The organism is Pseudocitrobacter corydidari (assembly GCF_021172065.1).
Taxonomy (GTDB): domain Bacteria; phylum Pseudomonadota; class Gammaproteobacteria; order Enterobacterales; family Enterobacteriaceae; genus Pseudocitrobacter; species Pseudocitrobacter corydidari.
On record NZ_CP087880.1, the window covers coordinates 1,328,272 to 1,345,457 of the forward strand.

Genomic DNA, 17,186 nt, shown 5'->3' on the forward strand with positions numbered 1-17,186 from the left:
ATCTTTCTACCGCGCAGCGGTTCGGGGTTCAGTGACACCCGAACTTTACCGTGGTTTCCCACGGTATTTTCACTTTTTCCCCTTCGGCTGCGGAAGGTTTAGCATCTTCAGCGTTTCTTCTTCTGTTGTGTAATTGTAGCGTTTGGTTTTAACACTGTTTATTGTGCGATCCAGATTCAGTAGGTCTATAAATTTTTCAAGAAAAACAACATCATCTTTGTCTATGTCTCGGATCGCTGCCATAAGGCGCGTTTTTGCGGCAGCTTCACCTGCGGCATGACCTTGTAGCTTAAAATCAACACCGTAACCAAAAGCTGTCATATCTTCGCTAACTCCCTCAGGCGAAGGCAGGGTTGACTCACCAAATGCAAGCCACACTGGATTTTTTCCTGTCGCTTTAGCTATTTGTCTGATTTCTATCAATTTTGGTTCTCTTTCACCAGACGCCAGCCTTTTGAGGGTACTGACGCTGATACCCGTCTCATTTTCAATATCGTCATACGTGAAATTTTGAATAATGGATAGGCGTATACGTTCCGCGCACTCTTTGTCTGCTGCCATGTCTTCGGTCTTCTCGTACTGGTTATAAGGTCTCAATCTTAACCTCCTTTTTTCAATGCTGAACTTTAAGTGTCAGTTGTGATGTTTTTTGGTGTCAGTATTGTTGACGTTCAGTATGTTTGGTAATAGCATTGTTGACACCGATTAGTATCAATACTGAGCCTTGCGGTTCACCTGGACAAACTGAGAGATTCTATGTTTTACGACTGGTTAACTATCGAACAGGATTTCGGCTATCAGTTGCCGATACTGAGCGATGTTGCTTATCAGCGTATACATCTTGAAAGCGGCGAGGCTTCAGCACTAAGCCAGCCCACATTCCAGCATAAGGGATCCTTTTGTGATGTCATTTCGATCTCAATACGAGGATCATTGCTTAAGGTCTCAGGTAACCCGTCACGTTGGGGGAGGCTTGATAATCTTTTTGGTCTTAAGAGTGTTGATGCCTGCGTTTATGTTTACAACGAAATTCTTTCTTCTCTTGGTTTGCCAGTTTTTACAAAATGTACTCGGTTAATGCCAAGGCAAGGGAAAGAAAATGAAGCTGTTTCATTAGTCGCTGACGGTGCATGCATCAGAGAGTTACACATTACTTCAAATCGTTCTGTTGGAAAAGGTAACGAAGACGCCTATATTTCAGGCCTGTCTACATTACCATACAGAAATAGCGTTCCACGGCTCCATAGTAATGGTAAATCTGTTGACTGGTTATCTAAGAAAGGAAATGCCAGCCTTATTTACCCAACAGTATATAACAAAGCACATGAACTAGCATTGCATTCACTACAAAAAATAAAATCAAAATTTGGTGATAACTCTAAAGAATATAACTACTTAATTAAAATAGTTGAGTATTGTTCAGAAAATGGCATTGTAAGATTTGAGCAAAAGTTAAAATCTAGATTTCTACAAAAATATCATTATTTATATTGGGGCTTATCAGATTACTCATGCTTGAACGAATTACATAACCAATTTGTTAATCTTGATAAAACATTATCGGTGACTGCTATGGATTTTGATACTATCAGTGAACATTTAATCTCTCAGGGTGTTGTCGATAGTACAAGGTCGGCAAACACTACAGCTATGTATGCAATACAGTGGATGCATGGACATTCATTCGATTTTAATAAAAAACAAGTACAGACGCACAGAGCAAGACTTAGAAAAATAGGCATTGATATCGCTCAACGTTGCAATATAGCAAAATTCAGCCCTGTTATTGTGAAAAATAAAAGAGATGTTGTTGTTTCTGATTGTAAAATTCCAGACTGGTATCATAAAGCAAGTCATTTAAAAGTTGCCTAAAGTGGAGAATATGAATGTCAAATTATGGGTTGTTTGTTAAAGGTAAGATGCTTGGCGCTCGTCAGAGAAACAAGGTGAATGGTCAGGGCTATTATAATGAAATCGGTATTGGCCTTGAAATACCTGATGGTTTTGGTGGTACAAAGCAGGACCAAATTATTATTCGAGTTTCACAAAATCTTGTGAATGCAGGCCTAATGAATCAGGCGAATACTTTTATCGGGAAATTAGTTCAAATTCCCGTGTATGTTCGCGCGTGGTCAATGGAGGGCAGGGAAGGTGTAACTTATAATTTTTCTTCTGACGGCGGCATTATAGAGATAAAGGGATAGGTGTGTGTCAATAAGGTTTCGTTAAATCTAATAAATTATTATGTCAGATGAGATAATCATTAAGACTAAATATTGCAATCCGAATATGAGCTTTGGTAGCCCTGACGGATGTGATGAAGTGACTTTGAAATTACCGAAGTCAGAAGTTGTTAAATTACAGTCTTCGGTAGTTACTCAGGATAAGCCTGTTCCCGATATTGATTATTCAGTCGCGGCGCAATTCTGGGGACTGGCTTTTACGACAACCTTTTTCCTGTGGCTCTTTGCAAAGGGAATAGGTGAAATTCTTAAACACATAAGAAATGCATAAAAGGAGTTTTTATGTTTGGTAAGACTAAACAGGCTTTAACCCGTATTGGTGCTTTTACTCTGGCTGTAGCTGCACCTGCTGTATTTGCTGCTGAAGGTGATGTTGTTGGTGGTAAAGGTATTGACCTTTCGCCGCTGACCAATAGCGTTAATTTCGGTTCCGTCCTGACCGGGATTATGGCGGTAGCGGGTTCTCTTATTGTTCTGTATGCAGGTTCTGCGGGTGTCCGCTGGATTTTGCGTATGGTTCGTGGCGCTTAATTCATAAAGGTAAGGGGCGTAACAGCCCCTTTATATTTATGGCTCAATATCTTTTTGATTTTATGTGTTTTTTATGGGGGCTTTTATGCGCCTGGGCGGTCATTCAGGGTTTGGAAAGTTAGGTATTACTATATTGTCCTTAATGGTTTCATCCGGTGTACACGCTGATGCAGTAACAGCAGACGGATTTGGACGTGTAATTCAGCAAATGGTTGAAACCCGTGAAGCTCAGGTTGTTTCTCAATCTGCGGGGCGTGTATTTGCAACGGGTGCCAGTTCTCTTGGTATGGGCGCGGGTATTGCTGTCGCTGCGGAGGTTATACGCGAACGTCCTGACGTTTTTGATTCAATCCGCATGTGTGGCGAGAAAGTGGGTAATCCTCAGCTTTGTACCGGAACGTCAGTTTTCGCGGCTGCTTATGGGCTTGCGAAGCATACGATTGACGATTCGATATCTACGGGTATTTCAAGTTTTGGCAGTAATATGATGGCTGCCGGACAGACAACATGGGGATTGCTGGGGCAGGCGGCGGGCGTTATTTCCGTTGCTGACCTTGCTTTAAAGCAGGGCGCAAAAGCTGTTGAATATATTACAAGTGGAATAAAACAGGATGATGGATCTTATTTACTTAATTTGCCCAATGGTGCTACTGTTACTTCTTATGTTGCACCTTCACCTAAAAGCCCTGTTGCTGTTTATCTGCCCTCTGATGCTACTGGCTTTTCTGCAAAGAAAATTCAGGATACGATAGACCCGTATAATCAGCAGGTTAAACCTGTTCAGGTTGCGCCTACATATTATAATGTTGATGCACCACCGCCGATAAGTCAGCCATTCCCGAATGATGTATATCGTGTGTCAGTGAAAGGTACTAAATATCCTTATTCGGCTGATATCAGGGATACAAAGGGAGATGCTGTTCTTGTTAGCGATAATCCTGTAATGATTGCGCTTTATAAGTCGATTAATGGTTATTCTCATTCCAATGTGACTTATCATGAGGCGTCTGACGACAATAACTTACATATCAGAATGCCCAGAAATTTTAAGGTTTATTCGGTTTCTGTTAAAGACTTTCAGTATGTAAAGCCGAACCCTTATTTTGGTGGATATTCATCGATTGTAACTGTGGTTTTATCTGTTGCGACAACAACAGTTACGCTTGAAAATTCATGGGATTTATGTAAAAGCGAGAAAGTACCTGTGCCGGGCAGTACGGCTGATAATCCCAAAACGCAGTGGAAAAGTATTTGCCACCCTGAGAAGGCTGTGTATAAAACAACTAATGATGTTCAGGACGTTAAAGACCAGATATTTTTTAATACAAATTTTGATACATCAAACTTACCTCAGGTAATTAATGGTGAGGTTATTGATAATATAGATTTCAAGCCGGAGGAACTGTTAAACCCGGCTGCGCTGGTTAATCTTATTAATGGCCTTGCAGGTCAGACTGTTGTTCAGGAGGGATATCAGGGTATACCGCTTGATAAACCTTTTACGGCAGCTGAACTGACGGCTGCAGCTAATGCAGTTGGCGTAAAACTTGATAAGGGTTTGCTTTATAGTCCGGTTGTCGTTCCTCAGTCGTGGGTTAATGCCAGACCCGGTGCAGGAACGGATACAGGTGTACACCCTGGTACAGGTACAGATACCGATATTTCTGTTGATTTAGGCGAAGACCCCGGCATTAAATCGCCGGAACTTGAAAAGCCGCCTACTGGTGAGGAAATTCTCAAGCCGATTACGGAATTAATGCCGGACATTAAAAACCTGAGTATTTCATCGAAGGATGTACAGTGCCCTGTGTGGTCGTTCGAACTCTGGGATAATAAATATTCCATTGATTCACACTGCGAACTTCTGGAAAAAATCAGGCCCCTTTTGAAAGCGGTATTCCTGCTTATCTGGGGCATTATTTCTCTGCGTATCATTCTGACGGCGTGAGGGAGGCGTTATGTTCGGTATTCTGGTTTCAGCCTTTAACGTGGCGCTTGGTTTTGTGCTACGAACTGTGGTTGTTAAATTCATTCTGTTTTTTGGCCTGTATTTTGTCGTACAGGCGTTTGTTCCGGTTCTGGCGTCACTGTTGCCAAAATCTGTTGATATTGCCGGGTTATTTTCCTCACTGCCTGACAGCGTATGGTTTTTCGTGAATATGTTTATGGTCACGGAAGGAATTAAATTGATGTTTTCAGCATTGTTAACGCGTTTTATTATTCGTCGCATTCCTCTGATTGGTTAATTTATGGCTATTTCTGCGTATGTGGGCATTCCGGGTAGCGGTAAATCTTACGAAGTAGTGGCAAGCGTCATTATTCCCGCCTGTATCGCGGGGCGTCGCATTGTCAGTAATATTTACGGCCTTGCCACGCAAAGTATTTATGATTACTGCGTTGATATTAAAAAGGCAGACAGGGAGTCTCTTGGTGAAATTTTACTTGTTCAGAATGAAGACGTTCAGAACGATAACTTTTTCCCTTACAAAACAGACTCAGGCATTGCGGAGGATACGTTCTGTCGTCCGGGGGATTTAATTTGTATTGATGAAGCATGGCGTATATGGGAGAACGATAAGGGCATCCCTGCCAATCATCGTTCTTTCATTGCTGAACATCGTCATTTTGCCGATGAAAAAACGGGTATTACCTGTGATTTAGTGGTTATGAATCAGTCCGTTGCCAACCTTCCGCGATTCATCAAAGACCGGGTGGAAACCACGTACCGCATGAGTAAGCATGTGGCGCTGGGGTTGCACAACCGCTACCGGGTGGACGTATTTACGGGCATTAAACTGTTTAAGTCTAACCTGACGAACAGTTATCAGAATAAATATGACAGGGCGATATTTCCTTTATATAAATCCCATGAAAACGGGCAGGGAAGGGAGCTTGTCACGGATAAACGCCAGAATATTTTCAGTTCCAAAATGCTGTGGTTTAAAGCCGCTGGGTTACTGATTCTGGCGGTGATTGCCATTTTTTATCTGTTCTGGTTCTTTACGTCTAACGGTAATTCAGAGCCTGAACAGCAGACTAAAGATTTACCCGCCGCAAATAATTCAGCGTCTTTTGTACCTACCGCGCCAGCTAAGCCCGTTGTGTCGGACAAATGGCGACTTGCCGGACGGCTTAAACGCGATGGTCAGGCATGGGTTGTTGTTGCAGACACGTCAGGCAGATTGCGTATAGAGCCGGCTTCGCAGTTCAGCTTTGACGGCATGATGATGACGGGTGAAATCGACGGCGAAACGGTGACGGTTTATTCAGGGGCGATACGATGAAGCTGATAACAGGTTTACTTTTTTTACTGGTTCCGGGGCTGGTTATGGCGAAGGGCGTCAGTCTGGAGCTCAACGCTGTTCCGCTGCCGCAGGCGCTGAACATGATTTACGTTCAGGTGTTCGATAAGCCGTTTATGCTTGACCCGGAGCTTGCCAAATCCGATAAGGTGGTGACGTTCCGTATCACGCCGGATATCGATGAACGGGCATTTATTAAGCGCTATCTCGGCAATATGAACATTGCGATTTATAACAAACAGGGCATTGACTACGTGGCGCCGTTCACGCCGAAAGCGTATGTGCCACCGCAGGAGACCTTTGTTTATCGTCCGCGCTTCCGTTCCGTGGCGTATCTTTCTGACATTCTGGCCGGGCAGTTTACCGGGCAGTTTAACAGCCAGCGTAATTCGTTACCGTCCGGGCAGATATCACCGGAAGCGGCTGTAGCGGGTACGGCATCGGACTTCATGAACCGTACCGGGGATGTGCTGGTTTATTATGGCCGGAAGTCAGAAATTAAGCGGTTGCAGACGCTGTTACCGCTGATTGATACCGCTTCTGAGGAAGTGATTGTGGCCGCTTACGTGTTTGAGGTTCAGACCAGCGAGCGTAACGGCTCAGGGTTGGCACTGGCGGCGAAGCTGCTTTCCGGTAAGCTGAATATTCAGATTGGCGCATCGGGTGGTTTTGACAACTTTATCCGGGTGAATACAGGCTCTCTCGATGCGTTGTATGAGTTGTTCAGGACGGACAGCCGTTTTCATGTCGTCAGTTCGCCGAGGCTCAGGGTGAAGGATGGCGCATCAGCCACGTTTTCAGTCGGTAATGAGGTTCCGGTGCTGGGCCAGGTGAGTTACGCCGATAACAGGCCGATACAGTCGATTGAATACCGTTCCAGCGGCGTTATTTTGGACGTGAAACCGCAAATCCGGACTGACAATATTGACCTCGTAATCAGGCAACAGCTTTCCAGCTTTGCGAAGACGGATACGGGCGTCAATAACAGCCCGACGCTGATTAAGCGCGAGGTCAATACGGAGGTATCAGCGGCTGACGGGGATATCATTTTGCTGGGTGGTCTGGCTGAGTCGAAGGTCACGAACGCCGATACCGGATTTAGTTTTCTGCCAAAAGGCTGGCTCACCAGTTCATCTGACGAGAAGAATAAGACGGATATTCTTGTCGTGTTACAGGCGAAAAAAGTCAGGCGCGCCAGCGCCGCGCACGCACCGAGTTCCCACGAGGAGCGCGCGCGGTGATGGTGGCGACGGGGTGACGTGATGGTATATCCGGTTTTAATGTCGTCAGGTATGTAGGGCGTGTATTATGTTTTTATCTTAACACCGGTCAGTGATAAAACTTGTTTTATTGCTGTCCGGTGTTGACCTGGCCGCAGCGTTGGTTTCATTTTTTTTCGTAGTAGATTGCGGCCAGGTAGCTTCCCACCGGAGATTCATATGCAGCATTTTACGCCGGAAAAAACTTTATCTTTGTCAGCAAAAACTTGCGATCGATGCCGTCGCCGGGCAGAAAAGGATGATCTGGAATTTCAGGAGTTCCTGACTATTGACCACAGAGCTGGTTATGGCTCCGTTTTTGGCGATGGCGGCCGGTTGCGGCTGGATTTGTGCCAGCACTGTGTTAAAGAGGTTTTGGGGCAGTGGCTCACTCAGCGTGAAGAATTTGATAAGGGAATACAGGCGCTGAATGCCTTTGTTGAACGCGCCGGGTTGTTTACCGATGATGAGCATTTCGGCAGTCTTTGAACAAACTTATGACCAGTTTCTTTTGATGCAGTTGCAGGCAACCCTGAGACTTTGACGAGCTCAGGAAATCCGGGTTCGTTTCACAGCAAGAGGCAAGTAAGGTTGATGAGCCATTGCGTTACTGCAAAACTTATCCGTCCTGTGTCATCGCAGACGATTTGCCACCCGGAACTGGTGAGGAACCGGTGCGGCCATCCGCTTTGCATAATTGCTACAACTGCGCCAGTGATGATAGAGCAAAGCCACCATAGCCGTAAAGATTTGACCAGACCAAGAGAGTTTACGGTCGCAGAACGGCAGAATGCATCTTCTTTCGCATTGGTGCGCATAATGTACGACTCGTTATGTTGAAAAGGCCGCTGCGAAAATCGAATCCCGCAGCGGCCTCTTTAGCATAACGTCATTGTGCGTACCAATTTTATTCCTCAATAAAAAACCAATCTTTTTCATACCATTTATTGTGCATAGATAAACGTATAATAGTATCTCTCCATTCACTAGGGCTTAAACTCTCTTTGTTTATGAACATCATATTGGCTATGGTATGATGAAAAACTAACCAAGAGCTTATTCCCGCACTTACTTGCTCGTCTATTTTTTCTATTTCAGCCAAATATTTATTTATCGTTGATTCCGTAACACCAATTGCGCTAGCTGTTTCAGCTAGGGTTTTTGACTCTATAATCATTTGATTTGCAAGTAGTTTTTTCTTTGTTGTGCTATATCTTATAATGTGTCTTTTTATTATGGCTTCTACTTTTAGAAGTATCTTATACTCATCGCTTTTTTGATATTCAATCCATTTTAATTCATCCTCTTTTACTTTCGCATCAAATGGGATTTTATACTTATCTATGAAATCACTTGCGGCTGATGTGCTACTAAATATTTTTTTGTTGAGTTTTATATTTAATTTTTCTGATATTGTTAATATATACTCCATTTGCCGTTTGCTTGGCGGTTTTTCATCAAAATAGAGCATCCCTCTTAAAAAACACTCTATTTTTTCTGCTTCGTTATTTTTGATGCTTGTTAATTGAGATTTTTTGTTTTTTTCAGATATAGAGTTATACAAAGATTTCGGTATTTCTATTAAAAAATCGCTGTTTCCAACTATTAATTTTACTATTTCTGTTTCAATTTTTAACATCACTGACTTCCTTATTGCTATCTTGTATTGGGGTATATCTTTCTACCGCGCAGCGGTTCGGGGTTCAGTGACACCCGAACTTTACCGTGGTTTCCCACGGTATTTTCACTTTTTCCCCTTCGGCTGCGGAAGGTTTAGCATCTTCAGCGTTTCTTCTTCTGTTGTGTAATTGTAGCGTTTGGTTTTAACACTGTTTATTGTGCGATCCAGATTCAGTAGGTCTATAAATTTTTCAAGAAAAACAACATCATCTTTGTCTATGTCTCGGATCGCTGCCATAAGGCGCGTTTTTGCGGCAGCTTCACCTGCGGCATGACCTTGTAGCTTAAAATCAACACCGTAACCAAAAGCTGTCATATCTTCGCTAACTCCCTCAGGCGAAGGCAGGGTTGACTCACCAAATGCAAGCCACACTGGATTTTTTCCTGTCGCTTTAGCTATTTGTCTGATTTCTATCAATTTTGGTTCTCTTTCACCAGACGCCAGCCTTTTGAGGGTACTGACGCTGATACCCGTCTCATTTTCAATATCGTCATACGTGAAATTTTGAATAATGGATAGGCGTATACGTTCCGCGCACTCTTTGTCTGCTGCCATGTCTTCGGTCTTCTCGTACTGGTTATAAGGTCTCAATCTTAACCTCCTTTTTTCAATGCTGAACTTTAAGTGTCAGTTGTGATGTTTTTTGGTGTCAGTATTGTTGACGTTCAGTATGTTTGGTAATAGCATTGTTGACACCGATTAGTATCAATACTGAGCCTTGCGGTTCACCTGGACAAACTGAGAGATTCTATGTTTTACGACTGGTTAACTATCGAACAGGATTTCGGCTATCAGTTGCCGATACTGAGCGATGTTGCTTATCAGCGTATACATCTTGAAAGCGGCGAGGCTTCAGCACTAAGCCAGCCCACATTCCAGCATAAGGGATCCTTTTGTGATGTCATTTCGATCTCAATACGAGGATCATTGCTTAAGGTCTCAGGTAACCCGTCACGTTGGGGGAGGCTTGATAATCTTTTTGGTCTTAAGAGTGTTGATGCCTGCGTTTATGTTTACAACGAAATTCTTTCTTCTCTTGGTTTGCCAGTTTTTACAAAATGTACTCGGTTAATGCCAAGGCAAGGGAAAGAAAATGAAGCTGTTTCATTAGTCGCTGACGGTGCATGCATCAGAGAGTTACACATTACTTCAAATCGTTCTGTTGGAAAAGGTAACGAAGACGCCTATATTTCAGGCCTGTCTACATTACCATACAGAAATAGCGTTCCACGGCTCCATAGTAATGGTAAATCTGTTGACTGGTTATCTAAGAAAGGAAATGCCAGCCTTATTTACCCAACAGTATATAACAAAGCACATGAACTAGCATTGCATTCACTACAAAAAATAAAATCAAAATTTGGTGATAACTCTAAAGAATATAACTACTTAATTAAAATAGTTGAGTATTGTTCAGAAAATGGCATTGTAAGATTTGAGCAAAAGTTAAAATCTAGATTTCTACAAAAATATCATTATTTATATTGGGGCTTATCAGATTACTCATGCTTGAACGAATTACATAACCAATTTGTTAATCTTGATAAAACATTATCGGTGACTGCTATGGATTTTGATACTATCAGTGAACATTTAATCTCTCAGGGTGTTGTCGATAGTACAAGGTCGGCAAACACTACAGCTATGTATGCAATACAGTGGATGCATGGACATTCATTCGATTTTAATAAAAAACAAGTACAGACGCACAGAGCAAGACTTAGAAAAATAGGCATTGATATCGCTCAACGTTGCAATATAGCAAAATTCAGCCCTGTTATTGTGAAAAATAAAAGAGATGTTGTTGTTTCTGATTGTAAAATTCCAGACTGGTATCATAAAGCAAGTCATTTAAAAGTTGCCTAAAGTGGAGAATATGAATGTCAAATTATGGGTTGTTTGTTAAAGGTAAGATGCTTGGCGCTCGTCAGAGAAACAAGGTGAATGGTCAGGGCTATTATAATGAAATCGGTATTGGCCTTGAAATACCTGATGGTTTTGGTGGTACAAAGCAGGACCAAATTATTATTCGAGTTTCACAAAATCTTGTGAATGCAGGCCTAATGAATCAGGCGAATACTTTTATCGGGAAATTAGTTCAAATTCCCGTGTATGTTCGCGCGTGGTCAATGGAGGGCAGGGAAGGTGTAACTTATAATTTTTCTTCTGACGGCGGCATTATAGAGATAAAGGGATAGGTGTGTGTCAATAAGGTTTCGTTAAATCTAATAAATTATTATGTCAGATGAGATAATCATTAAGACTAAATATTGCAATCCGAATATGAGCTTTGGTAGCCCTGACGGATGTGATGAAGTGACTTTGAAATTACCGAAGTCAGAAGTTGTTAAATTACAGTCTTCGGTAGTTACTCAGGATAAGCCTGTTCCCGATATTGATTATTCAGTCGCGGCGCAATTCTGGGGACTGGCTTTTACGACAACCTTTTTCCTGTGGCTCTTTGCAAAGGGAATAGGTGAAATTCTTAAACACATAAGAAATGCATAAAAGGAGTTTTTATGTTTGGTAAGACTAAACAGGCTTTAACCCGTATTGGTGCTTTTACTCTGGCTGTAGCTGCACCTGCTGTATTTGCTGCTGAAGGTGATGTTGTTGGTGGTAAAGGTATTGACCTTTCGCCGCTGACCAATAGCGTTAATTTCGGTTCCGTCCTGACCGGGATTATGGCGGTAGCGGGTTCTCTTATTGTTCTGTATGCAGGTTCTGCGGGTGTCCGCTGGATTTTGCGTATGGTTCGTGGCGCTTAATTCATAAAGGTAAGGGGCGTAACAGCCCCTTTATATTTATGGCTCAATATCTTTTTGATTTTATGTGTTTTTTATGGGGGCTTTTATGCGCCTGGGCGGTCATTCAGGGTTTGGAAAGTTAGGTATTACTATATTGTCCTTAATGGTTTCATCCGGTGTACACGCTGATGCAGTAACAGCAGACGGATTTGGACGTGTAATTCAGCAAATGGTTGAAACCCGTGAAGCTCAGGTTGTTTCTCAATCTGCGGGGCGTGTATTTGCAACGGGTGCCAGTTCTCTTGGTATGGGCGCGGGTATTGCTGTCGCTGCGGAGGTTATACGCGAACGTCCTGACGTTTTTGATTCAATCCGCATGTGTGGCGAGAAAGTGGGTAATCCTCAGCTTTGTACCGGAACGTCAGTTTTCGCGGCTGCTTATGGGCTTGCGAAGCATACGATTGACGATTCGATATCTACGGGTATTTCAAGTTTTGGCAGTAATATGATGGCTGCCGGACAGACAACATGGGGATTGCTGGGGCAGGCGGCGGGCGTTATTTCCGTTGCTGACCTTGCTTTAAAGCAGGGCGCAAAAGCTGTTGAATATATTACAAGTGGAATAAAACAGGATGATGGATCTTATTTACTTAATTTGCCCAATGGTGCTACTGTTACTTCTTATGTTGCACCTTCACCTAAAAGCCCTGTTGCTGTTTATCTGCCCTCTGATGCTACTGGCTTTTCTGCAAAGAAAATTCAGGATACGATAGACCCGTATAATCAGCAGGTTAAACCTGTTCAGGTTGCGCCTACATATTATAATGTTGATGCACCACCGCCGATAAGTCAGCCATTCCCGAATGATGTATATCGTGTGTCAGTGAAAGGTACTAAATATCCTTATTCGGCTGATATCAGGGATACAAAGGGAGATGCTGTTCTTGTTAGCGATAATCCTGTAATGATTGCGCTTTATAAGTCGATTAATGGTTATTCTCATTCCAATGTGACTTATCATGAGGCGTCTGACGACAATAACTTACATATCAGAATGCCCAGAAATTTTAAGGTTTATTCGGTTTCTGTTAAAGACTTTCAGTATGTAAAGCCGAACCCTTATTTTGGTGGATATTCATCGATTGTAACTGTGGTTTTATCTGTTGCGACAACAACAGTTACGCTTGAAAATTCATGGGATTTATGTAAAAGCGAGAAAGTACCTGTGCCGGGCAGTACGGCTGATAATCCCAAAACGCAGTGGAAAAGTATTTGCCACCCTGAGAAGGCTGTGTATAAAACAACTAATGATGTTCAGGACGTTAAAGACCAGATATTTTTTAATACAAATTTTGATACATCAAACTTACCTCAGGTAATTAATGGTGAGGTTATTGATAATATAGATTTCAAGCCGGAGGAACTGTTAAACCCGGCTGCGCTGGTTAATCTTATTAATGGCCTTGCAGGTCAGACTGTTGTTCAGGAGGGATATCAGGGTATACCGCTTGATAAACCTTTTACGGCAGCTGAACTGACGGCTGCAGCTAATGCAGTTGGCGTAAAACTTGATAAGGGTTTGCTTTATAGTCCGGTTGTCGTTCCTCAGTCGTGGGTTAATGCCAGACCCGGTGCAGGAACGGATACAGGTGTACACCCTGGTACAGGTACAGATACCGATATTTCTGTTGATTTAGGCGAAGACCCCGGCATTAAATCGCCGGAACTTGAAAAGCCGCCTACTGGTGAGGAAATTCTCAAGCCGATTACGGAATTAATGCCGGACATTAAAAACCTGAGTATTTCATCGAAGGATGTACAGTGCCCTGTGTGGTCGTTCGAACTCTGGGATAATAAATATTCCATTGATTCACACTGCGAACTTCTGGAAAAAATCAGGCCCCTTTTGAAAGCGGTATTCCTGCTTATCTGGGGCATTATTTCTCTGCGTATCATTCTGACGGCGTGAGGGAGGCGTTATGTTCGGTATTCTGGTTTCAGCCTTTAACGTGGCGCTTGGTTTTGTGCTACGAACTGTGGTTGTTAAATTCATTCTGTTTTTTGGCCTGTATTTTGTCGTACAGGCGTTTGTTCCGGTTCTGGCGTCACTGTTGCCAAAATCTGTTGATATTGCCGGGTTATTTTCCTCACTGCCTGACAGCGTATGGTTTTTCGTGAATATGTTTATGGTCACGGAAGGAATTAAATTGATGTTTTCAGCATTGTTAACGCGTTTTATTATTCGTCGCATTCCTCTGATTGGTTAATTTATGGCTATTTCTGCGTATGTGGGCATTCCGGGTAGCGGTAAATCTTACGAAGTAGTGGCAAGCGTCATTATTCCCGCCTGTATCGCGGGGCGTCGCATTGTCAGTAATATTTACGGCCTTGCCACGCAAAGTATTTATGATTACTGCGTTGATATTAAAAAGGCAGACAGGGAGTCTCTTGGTGAAATTTTACTTGTTCAGAATGAAGACGTTCAGAACGATAACTTTTTCCCTTACAAAACAGACTCAGGCATTGCGGAGGATACGTTCTGTCGTCCGGGGGATTTAATTTGTATTGATGAAGCATGGCGTATATGGGAGAACGATAAGGGCATCCCTGCCAATCATCGTTCTTTCATTGCTGAACATCGTCATTTTGCCGATGAAAAAACGGGTATTACCTGTGATTTAGTGGTTATGAATCAGTCCGTTGCCAACCTTCCGCGATTCATCAAAGACCGGGTGGAAACCACGTACCGCATGAGTAAGCATGTGGCGCTGGGGTTGCACAACCGCTACCGGGTGGACGTATTTACGGGCATTAAACTGTTTAAGTCTAACCTGACGAACAGTTATCAGAATAAATATGACAGGGCGATATTTCCTTTATATAAATCCCATGAAAACGGGCAGGGAAGGGAGCTTGTCACGGATAAACGCCAGAATATTTTCAGTTCCAAAATGCTGTGGTTTAAAGCCGCTGGGTTACTGATTCTGGCGGTGATTGCCATTTTTTATCTGTTCTGGTTCTTTACGTCTAACGGTAATTCAGAGCCTGAACAGCAGACTAAAGATTTACCCGCCGCAAATAATTCAGCGTCTTTTGTACCTACCGCGCCAGCTAAGCCCGTTGTGTCGGACAAATGGCGACTTGCCGGACGGCTTAAACGCGATGGTCAGGCATGGGTTGTTGTTGCAGACACGTCAGGCAGATTGCGTATAGAGCCGGCTTCGCAGTTCAGCTTTGACGGCATGATGATGACGGGTGAAATCGACGGCGAAACGGTGACGGTTTATTCAGGGGCGATACGATGAAGCTGATAACAGGTTTACTTTTTTTACTGGTTCCGGGGCTGGTTATGGCGAAGGGCGTCAGTCTGGAGCTCAACGCTGTTCCGCTGCCGCAGGCGCTGAACATGATTTACGTTCAGGTGTTCGATAAGCCGTTTATGCTTGACCCGGAGCTTGCCAAATCCGATAAGGTGGTGACGTTCCGTATCACGCCGGATATCGATGAACGGGCATTTATTAAGCGCTATCTCGGCAATATGAACATTGCGATTTATAACAAACAGGGCATTGACTACGTGGCGCCGTTCACGCCGAAAGCGTATGTGCCACCGCAGGAGACCTTTGTTTATCGTCCGCGCTTCCGTTCCGTGGCGTATCTTTCTGACATTCTGGCCGGGCAGTTTACCGGGCAGTTTAACAGCCAGCGTAATTCGTTACCGTCCGGGCAGATATCACCGGAAGCGGCTGTAGCGGGTACGGCATCGGACTTCATGAACCGTACCGGGGATGTGCTGGTTTATTATGGCCGGAAGTCAGAAATTAAGCGGTTGCAGACGCTGTTACCGCTGATTGATACCGCTTCTGAGGAAGTGATTGTGGCCGCTTACGTGTTTGAGGTTCAGACCAGCGAGCGTAACGGCTCAGGGTTGGCACTGGCGGCGAAGCTGCTTTCCGGTAAGCTGAATATTCAGATTGGCGCATCGGGTGGTTTTGACAACTTTATCCGGGTGAATACAGGCTCTCTCGATGCGTTGTATGAGTTGTTCAGGACGGACAGCCGTTTTCATGTCGTCAGTTCGCCGAGGCTCAGGGTGAAGGATGGCGCATCAGCCACGTTTTCAGTCGGTAATGAGGTTCCGGTGCTGGGCCAGGTGAGTTACGCCGATAACAGGCCGATACAGTCGATTGAATACCGTTCCAGCGGCGTTATTTTGGACGTGAAACCGCAAATCCGGACTGACAATATTGACCTCGTAATCAGGCAACAGCTTTCCAGCTTTGCGAAGACGGATACGGGCGTCAATAACAGCCCGACGCTGATTAAGCGCGAGGTCAATACGGAGGTATCAGCGGCTGACGGGGATATCATTTTGCTGGGTGGTCTGGCTGAGTCGAAGGTCACGAACGCCGATACCGGATTTAGTTTTCTGCCAAAAGGCTGGCTCACCAGTTCATCTGACGAGAAGAATAAGACGGATATTCTTGTCGTGTTACAGGCGAAAAAAGTCAGGCGCGCCAGCGCCGCGCACGCACCGAGTTCCCACGAGGAGCGCGCGCGGTGATGGTGGCGACGGGGTGACGTGATGGTATATCCGGTTTTAATGTCGTCAGGTATGTAGGGCGTGTATTATGTTTTTATCTTAACACCGGTCAGTGATAAAACTTGTTTTATTGCTGTCCGGTGTTGACCTGGCCGCAGCGTTGGTTTCATTTTTTTTCGTAGTAGATTGCGGCCAGGTAGCTTCCCACCGGAGATTCATATGCAGCATTTTACGCCGGAAAAAACTTTATCTTTGTCAGCAAAAACTTGCGATCGATGCCGTCGCCGGGCAGAAAAGGATGATCTGGAATTTCAGGAGTTCCTGACTATTGACCACAGAGCTGGTTATGGCTCCGTTTTTGGCGATGGCGGCCGGTTGCGGCTGGATTTGTGCCAGCACTGTGTTAAAGAGGTTTTGGGGCAGTGGCTCACTCAGCGTGAAGAATTTGATAAGGGAATACAGGCGCTGAATGCCTTTGTTGAACGCGCCGGGTTGTTTACCGATGATGAGCATTTCGGCAGTCTTTGAACAAACTTATGACCAGTTTCTTTTGATGCAGTTGCAGGCAACCCTGAGACTTTGACGAGCTCAGGAAATCCGGGTTCGTTTCACAGCAAGAGGCAAGTAAGGTTGATGAGCCATTGCGTTACTGCAAAACTTATCCGTCCTGTGTCATCGCAGACGATTTGCCACCCGGAACTGGTGAGGAACCGGTGCGGCCATCCGCTTTGCATAATTGCTACAACTGCGCCAGTGATGATAGAGCAAAGCCACCATAGCCGTAAAGATTTGACCAGACCAAGAGAGTTTACGGTCGCAGAACGGCAGAATGCATCTTCTTTCGCATTGGTGCGCATAATGTATATTATGTTAAATAGGA

21 protein-coding genes are annotated in these 17,186 nt (G+C 44.1%); 18 read left to right on the plus strand and 3 right to left on the minus strand.

The features are described from left to right. Positions 1-69 precede the first annotated feature (69 nt). On the minus strand, positions 70-561 hold the full coding sequence (locus G163CM_RS06085) for a helix-turn-helix domain-containing protein (RefSeq protein ID WP_231827250.1): 492 nt from the start codon (positions 559-561) through the stop codon (positions 70-72). A gap of 195 nt (positions 562-756) precedes the next feature. Between G163CM_RS06085 and G163CM_RS06090 the strand changes: the two genes are divergently transcribed. From G163CM_RS06090 to G163CM_RS06130, 9 genes are all read left to right on the plus strand, one after another. After that, on the plus strand, positions 757-1,872 hold the full coding sequence (locus G163CM_RS06090; protein ID WP_231827251.1) for a phage/plasmid replication domain-containing protein: 1,116 nt from the start codon (positions 757-759) through the stop codon (positions 1,870-1,872). Positions 1,873-1,886: 14 nt separating this feature from the next. Beyond that, positions 1,887-2,204: a DNA-binding protein gene (locus tag G163CM_RS06095; protein ID WP_151103012.1), complete on the plus strand. Its 318-nt coding sequence runs from the start codon at positions 1,887-1,889 to the stop codon at positions 2,202-2,204. A gap of 40 nt (positions 2,205-2,244) precedes the next feature. Then, positions 2,245-2,514, plus strand: coding sequence for a hypothetical protein (locus tag G163CM_RS06100; protein WP_231827252.1), 270 nt, complete (start codon positions 2,245-2,247; stop codon positions 2,512-2,514). A gap of 11 nt (positions 2,515-2,525) precedes the next feature. Then, positions 2,526-2,774, plus strand: coding sequence for a hypothetical protein (locus tag G163CM_RS06105; protein WP_231827253.1), 249 nt, complete (start codon positions 2,526-2,528; stop codon positions 2,772-2,774). A gap of 85 nt (positions 2,775-2,859) precedes the next feature. Next, on the plus strand, positions 2,860-4,722 hold the full coding sequence (locus G163CM_RS06110) for a hypothetical protein (protein ID WP_231827254.1): 1,863 nt from the start codon (positions 2,860-2,862) through the stop codon (positions 4,720-4,722). Positions 4,723-4,732: 10 nt separating this feature from the next. Then, positions 4,733-5,020 (plus strand): DUF2523 family protein, encoded by a 288-nt coding sequence (locus tag G163CM_RS06115; RefSeq protein WP_151103004.1) that lies wholly within the window; start codon positions 4,733-4,735, stop codon positions 5,018-5,020. A 3-nt stretch (positions 5,021-5,023) separates the two neighbouring features. Beyond that, complete coding sequence (locus tag G163CM_RS06120) at positions 5,024-6,058, plus strand: zonular occludens toxin family protein (RefSeq protein WP_231827255.1); 1,035 nt, start codon at positions 5,024-5,026, stop codon at positions 6,056-6,058. Beyond that, entirely contained in the window at positions 6,055-7,317 is a 1,263-nt protein-coding gene (locus tag G163CM_RS06125) for a type II secretion system protein GspD (protein ID WP_231827256.1), read from the plus strand. The genes G163CM_RS06120 and G163CM_RS06125 overlap by 4 nt, the downstream gene beginning before the upstream one ends. 198 nt (positions 7,318-7,515) lie before the next feature. Beyond that, entirely contained in the window at positions 7,516-7,824 is a 309-nt protein-coding gene (locus tag G163CM_RS06130) for a type II toxin-antitoxin system CcdA family antitoxin (protein ID WP_005165732.1), read from the plus strand. A gap of 418 nt (positions 7,825-8,242) precedes the next feature. Here the strand turns inward: G163CM_RS06130 and G163CM_RS06135 are convergent, their stop codons facing one another. Further along, positions 8,243-8,974 carry a hypothetical protein gene (locus G163CM_RS06135; RefSeq protein WP_231827249.1) on the minus strand — a complete coding sequence of 244 codons (732 nt, stop codon included), beginning with the start codon at positions 8,972-8,974 and terminating at the stop codon, positions 8,243-8,245. Between the two features lie 105 nt (positions 8,975-9,079). Continuing rightward, the gene (locus G163CM_RS06140; protein ID WP_231827250.1) at positions 9,080-9,571 is read right to left on the minus strand and encodes a helix-turn-helix domain-containing protein; all 492 of its coding nucleotides are present in this window, start codon (positions 9,569-9,571) and stop codon (positions 9,080-9,082) included. A 195-nt stretch (positions 9,572-9,766) separates the two neighbouring features. Between G163CM_RS06140 and G163CM_RS06145 the strand changes: the two genes are divergently transcribed. The 9 genes from G163CM_RS06145 to G163CM_RS06185 all read left to right on the plus strand — a co-directional run bounded on the left by G163CM_RS06145 (position 9,767) and on the right by G163CM_RS06185 (position 16,834). After that, positions 9,767-10,882: a phage/plasmid replication domain-containing protein gene (locus tag G163CM_RS06145; protein ID WP_231827251.1), complete on the plus strand. Its 1,116-nt coding sequence runs from the start codon at positions 9,767-9,769 to the stop codon at positions 10,880-10,882. Between the two features lie 14 nt (positions 10,883-10,896). Continuing rightward, positions 10,897-11,214, plus strand: a complete 318-nt coding sequence (locus G163CM_RS06150) for a DNA-binding protein (RefSeq protein ID WP_151103012.1) — start codon at positions 10,897-10,899, stop codon at positions 11,212-11,214. Between the two features lie 40 nt (positions 11,215-11,254). Next, a complete protein-coding gene (locus G163CM_RS06155; protein WP_231827252.1) occupies positions 11,255-11,524 on the plus strand; it encodes a hypothetical protein in 270 nt (89 codons plus the stop codon). An 11-nt stretch (positions 11,525-11,535) separates the two neighbouring features. Beyond that, the gene (locus tag G163CM_RS06160; protein WP_231827253.1) at positions 11,536-11,784 is read left to right on the plus strand and encodes a hypothetical protein; all 249 of its coding nucleotides are present in this window, start codon (positions 11,536-11,538) and stop codon (positions 11,782-11,784) included. Between the two features lie 85 nt (positions 11,785-11,869). Beyond that, entirely contained in the window at positions 11,870-13,732 is a 1,863-nt protein-coding gene (locus G163CM_RS06165) for a hypothetical protein (RefSeq protein WP_231827254.1), read from the plus strand. A gap of 10 nt (positions 13,733-13,742) precedes the next feature. Beyond that, a complete protein-coding gene (locus tag G163CM_RS06170) occupies positions 13,743-14,030 on the plus strand; it encodes a DUF2523 family protein (protein WP_151103004.1) in 288 nt (95 codons plus the stop codon). Positions 14,031-14,033: 3 nt separating this feature from the next. Next, positions 14,034-15,068, plus strand: coding sequence for a zonular occludens toxin family protein (locus tag G163CM_RS06175; RefSeq protein ID WP_231827255.1), 1,035 nt, complete (start codon positions 14,034-14,036; stop codon positions 15,066-15,068). Beyond that, positions 15,065-16,327, plus strand: coding sequence for a type II secretion system protein GspD (locus G163CM_RS06180; protein WP_231827256.1), 1,263 nt, complete (start codon positions 15,065-15,067; stop codon positions 16,325-16,327). The genes G163CM_RS06175 and G163CM_RS06180 overlap by 4 nt, the downstream gene beginning before the upstream one ends. Before the next feature lie 198 nt (positions 16,328-16,525). After that, positions 16,526-16,834 (plus strand): type II toxin-antitoxin system CcdA family antitoxin, encoded by a 309-nt coding sequence (locus G163CM_RS06185; RefSeq protein WP_005165732.1) that lies wholly within the window; start codon positions 16,526-16,528, stop codon positions 16,832-16,834. The last annotated feature ends 352 nt before the right edge of the window (positions 16,835-17,186 follow it).

Excerpts from the sequence above, each read along its gene's own strand:
- G163CM_RS06175 (WP_231827255.1), top strand. The coding sequence starts at position 14,034 with ATGGCTATTTCTGCGTATGTGGGCATTCCGGGTAGCGGTAAATCTTAC.
- G163CM_RS06100 (WP_231827252.1), top strand. The coding sequence starts at position 2,245 with ATGTCAGATGAGATAATCATTAAGACTAAATATTGCAATCCGAATATG.
- G163CM_RS06115 (WP_151103004.1), top strand. The coding sequence starts at position 4,733 with ATGTTCGGTATTCTGGTTTCAGCCTTTAACGTGGCGCTTGGTTTTGTG.
- G163CM_RS06180 (WP_231827256.1), top strand. The coding sequence starts at position 15,065 with ATGAAGCTGATAACAGGTTTACTTTTTTTACTGGTTCCGGGGCTGGTT.
- G163CM_RS06095 (WP_151103012.1), top strand. The coding sequence starts at position 1,887 with ATGTCAAATTATGGGTTGTTTGTTAAAGGTAAGATGCTTGGCGCTCGT.
- G163CM_RS06145 (WP_231827251.1), top strand. The coding sequence starts at position 9,767 with ATGTTTTACGACTGGTTAACTATCGAACAGGATTTCGGCTATCAGTTG.
- G163CM_RS06155 (WP_231827252.1), top strand. The coding sequence starts at position 11,255 with ATGTCAGATGAGATAATCATTAAGACTAAATATTGCAATCCGAATATG.
- G163CM_RS06130 (WP_005165732.1), top strand. The coding sequence starts at position 7,516 with ATGCAGCATTTTACGCCGGAAAAAACTTTATCTTTGTCAGCAAAAACT.
- G163CM_RS06135 (WP_231827249.1), bottom strand. The coding sequence starts at position 8,974 with ATGTTAAAAATTGAAACAGAAATAGTAAAATTAATAGTTGGAAACAGC.
- G163CM_RS06120 (WP_231827255.1), top strand. The coding sequence starts at position 5,024 with ATGGCTATTTCTGCGTATGTGGGCATTCCGGGTAGCGGTAAATCTTAC.
- G163CM_RS06110 (WP_231827254.1), top strand. The coding sequence starts at position 2,860 with ATGCGCCTGGGCGGTCATTCAGGGTTTGGAAAGTTAGGTATTACTATA.
- G163CM_RS06170 (WP_151103004.1), top strand. The coding sequence starts at position 13,743 with ATGTTCGGTATTCTGGTTTCAGCCTTTAACGTGGCGCTTGGTTTTGTG.
- G163CM_RS06150 (WP_151103012.1), top strand. The coding sequence starts at position 10,897 with ATGTCAAATTATGGGTTGTTTGTTAAAGGTAAGATGCTTGGCGCTCGT.
- G163CM_RS06160 (WP_231827253.1), top strand. The coding sequence starts at position 11,536 with ATGTTTGGTAAGACTAAACAGGCTTTAACCCGTATTGGTGCTTTTACT.
- G163CM_RS06140 (WP_231827250.1), bottom strand. The coding sequence starts at position 9,571 with ATGGCAGCAGACAAAGAGTGCGCGGAACGTATACGCCTATCCATTATT.
- G163CM_RS06125 (WP_231827256.1), top strand. The coding sequence starts at position 6,055 with ATGAAGCTGATAACAGGTTTACTTTTTTTACTGGTTCCGGGGCTGGTT.
- G163CM_RS06085 (WP_231827250.1), bottom strand. The coding sequence starts at position 561 with ATGGCAGCAGACAAAGAGTGCGCGGAACGTATACGCCTATCCATTATT.
- G163CM_RS06185 (WP_005165732.1), top strand. The coding sequence starts at position 16,526 with ATGCAGCATTTTACGCCGGAAAAAACTTTATCTTTGTCAGCAAAAACT.
- G163CM_RS06105 (WP_231827253.1), top strand. The coding sequence starts at position 2,526 with ATGTTTGGTAAGACTAAACAGGCTTTAACCCGTATTGGTGCTTTTACT.
- G163CM_RS06090 (WP_231827251.1), top strand. The coding sequence starts at position 757 with ATGTTTTACGACTGGTTAACTATCGAACAGGATTTCGGCTATCAGTTG.
- G163CM_RS06165 (WP_231827254.1), top strand. The coding sequence starts at position 11,870 with ATGCGCCTGGGCGGTCATTCAGGGTTTGGAAAGTTAGGTATTACTATA.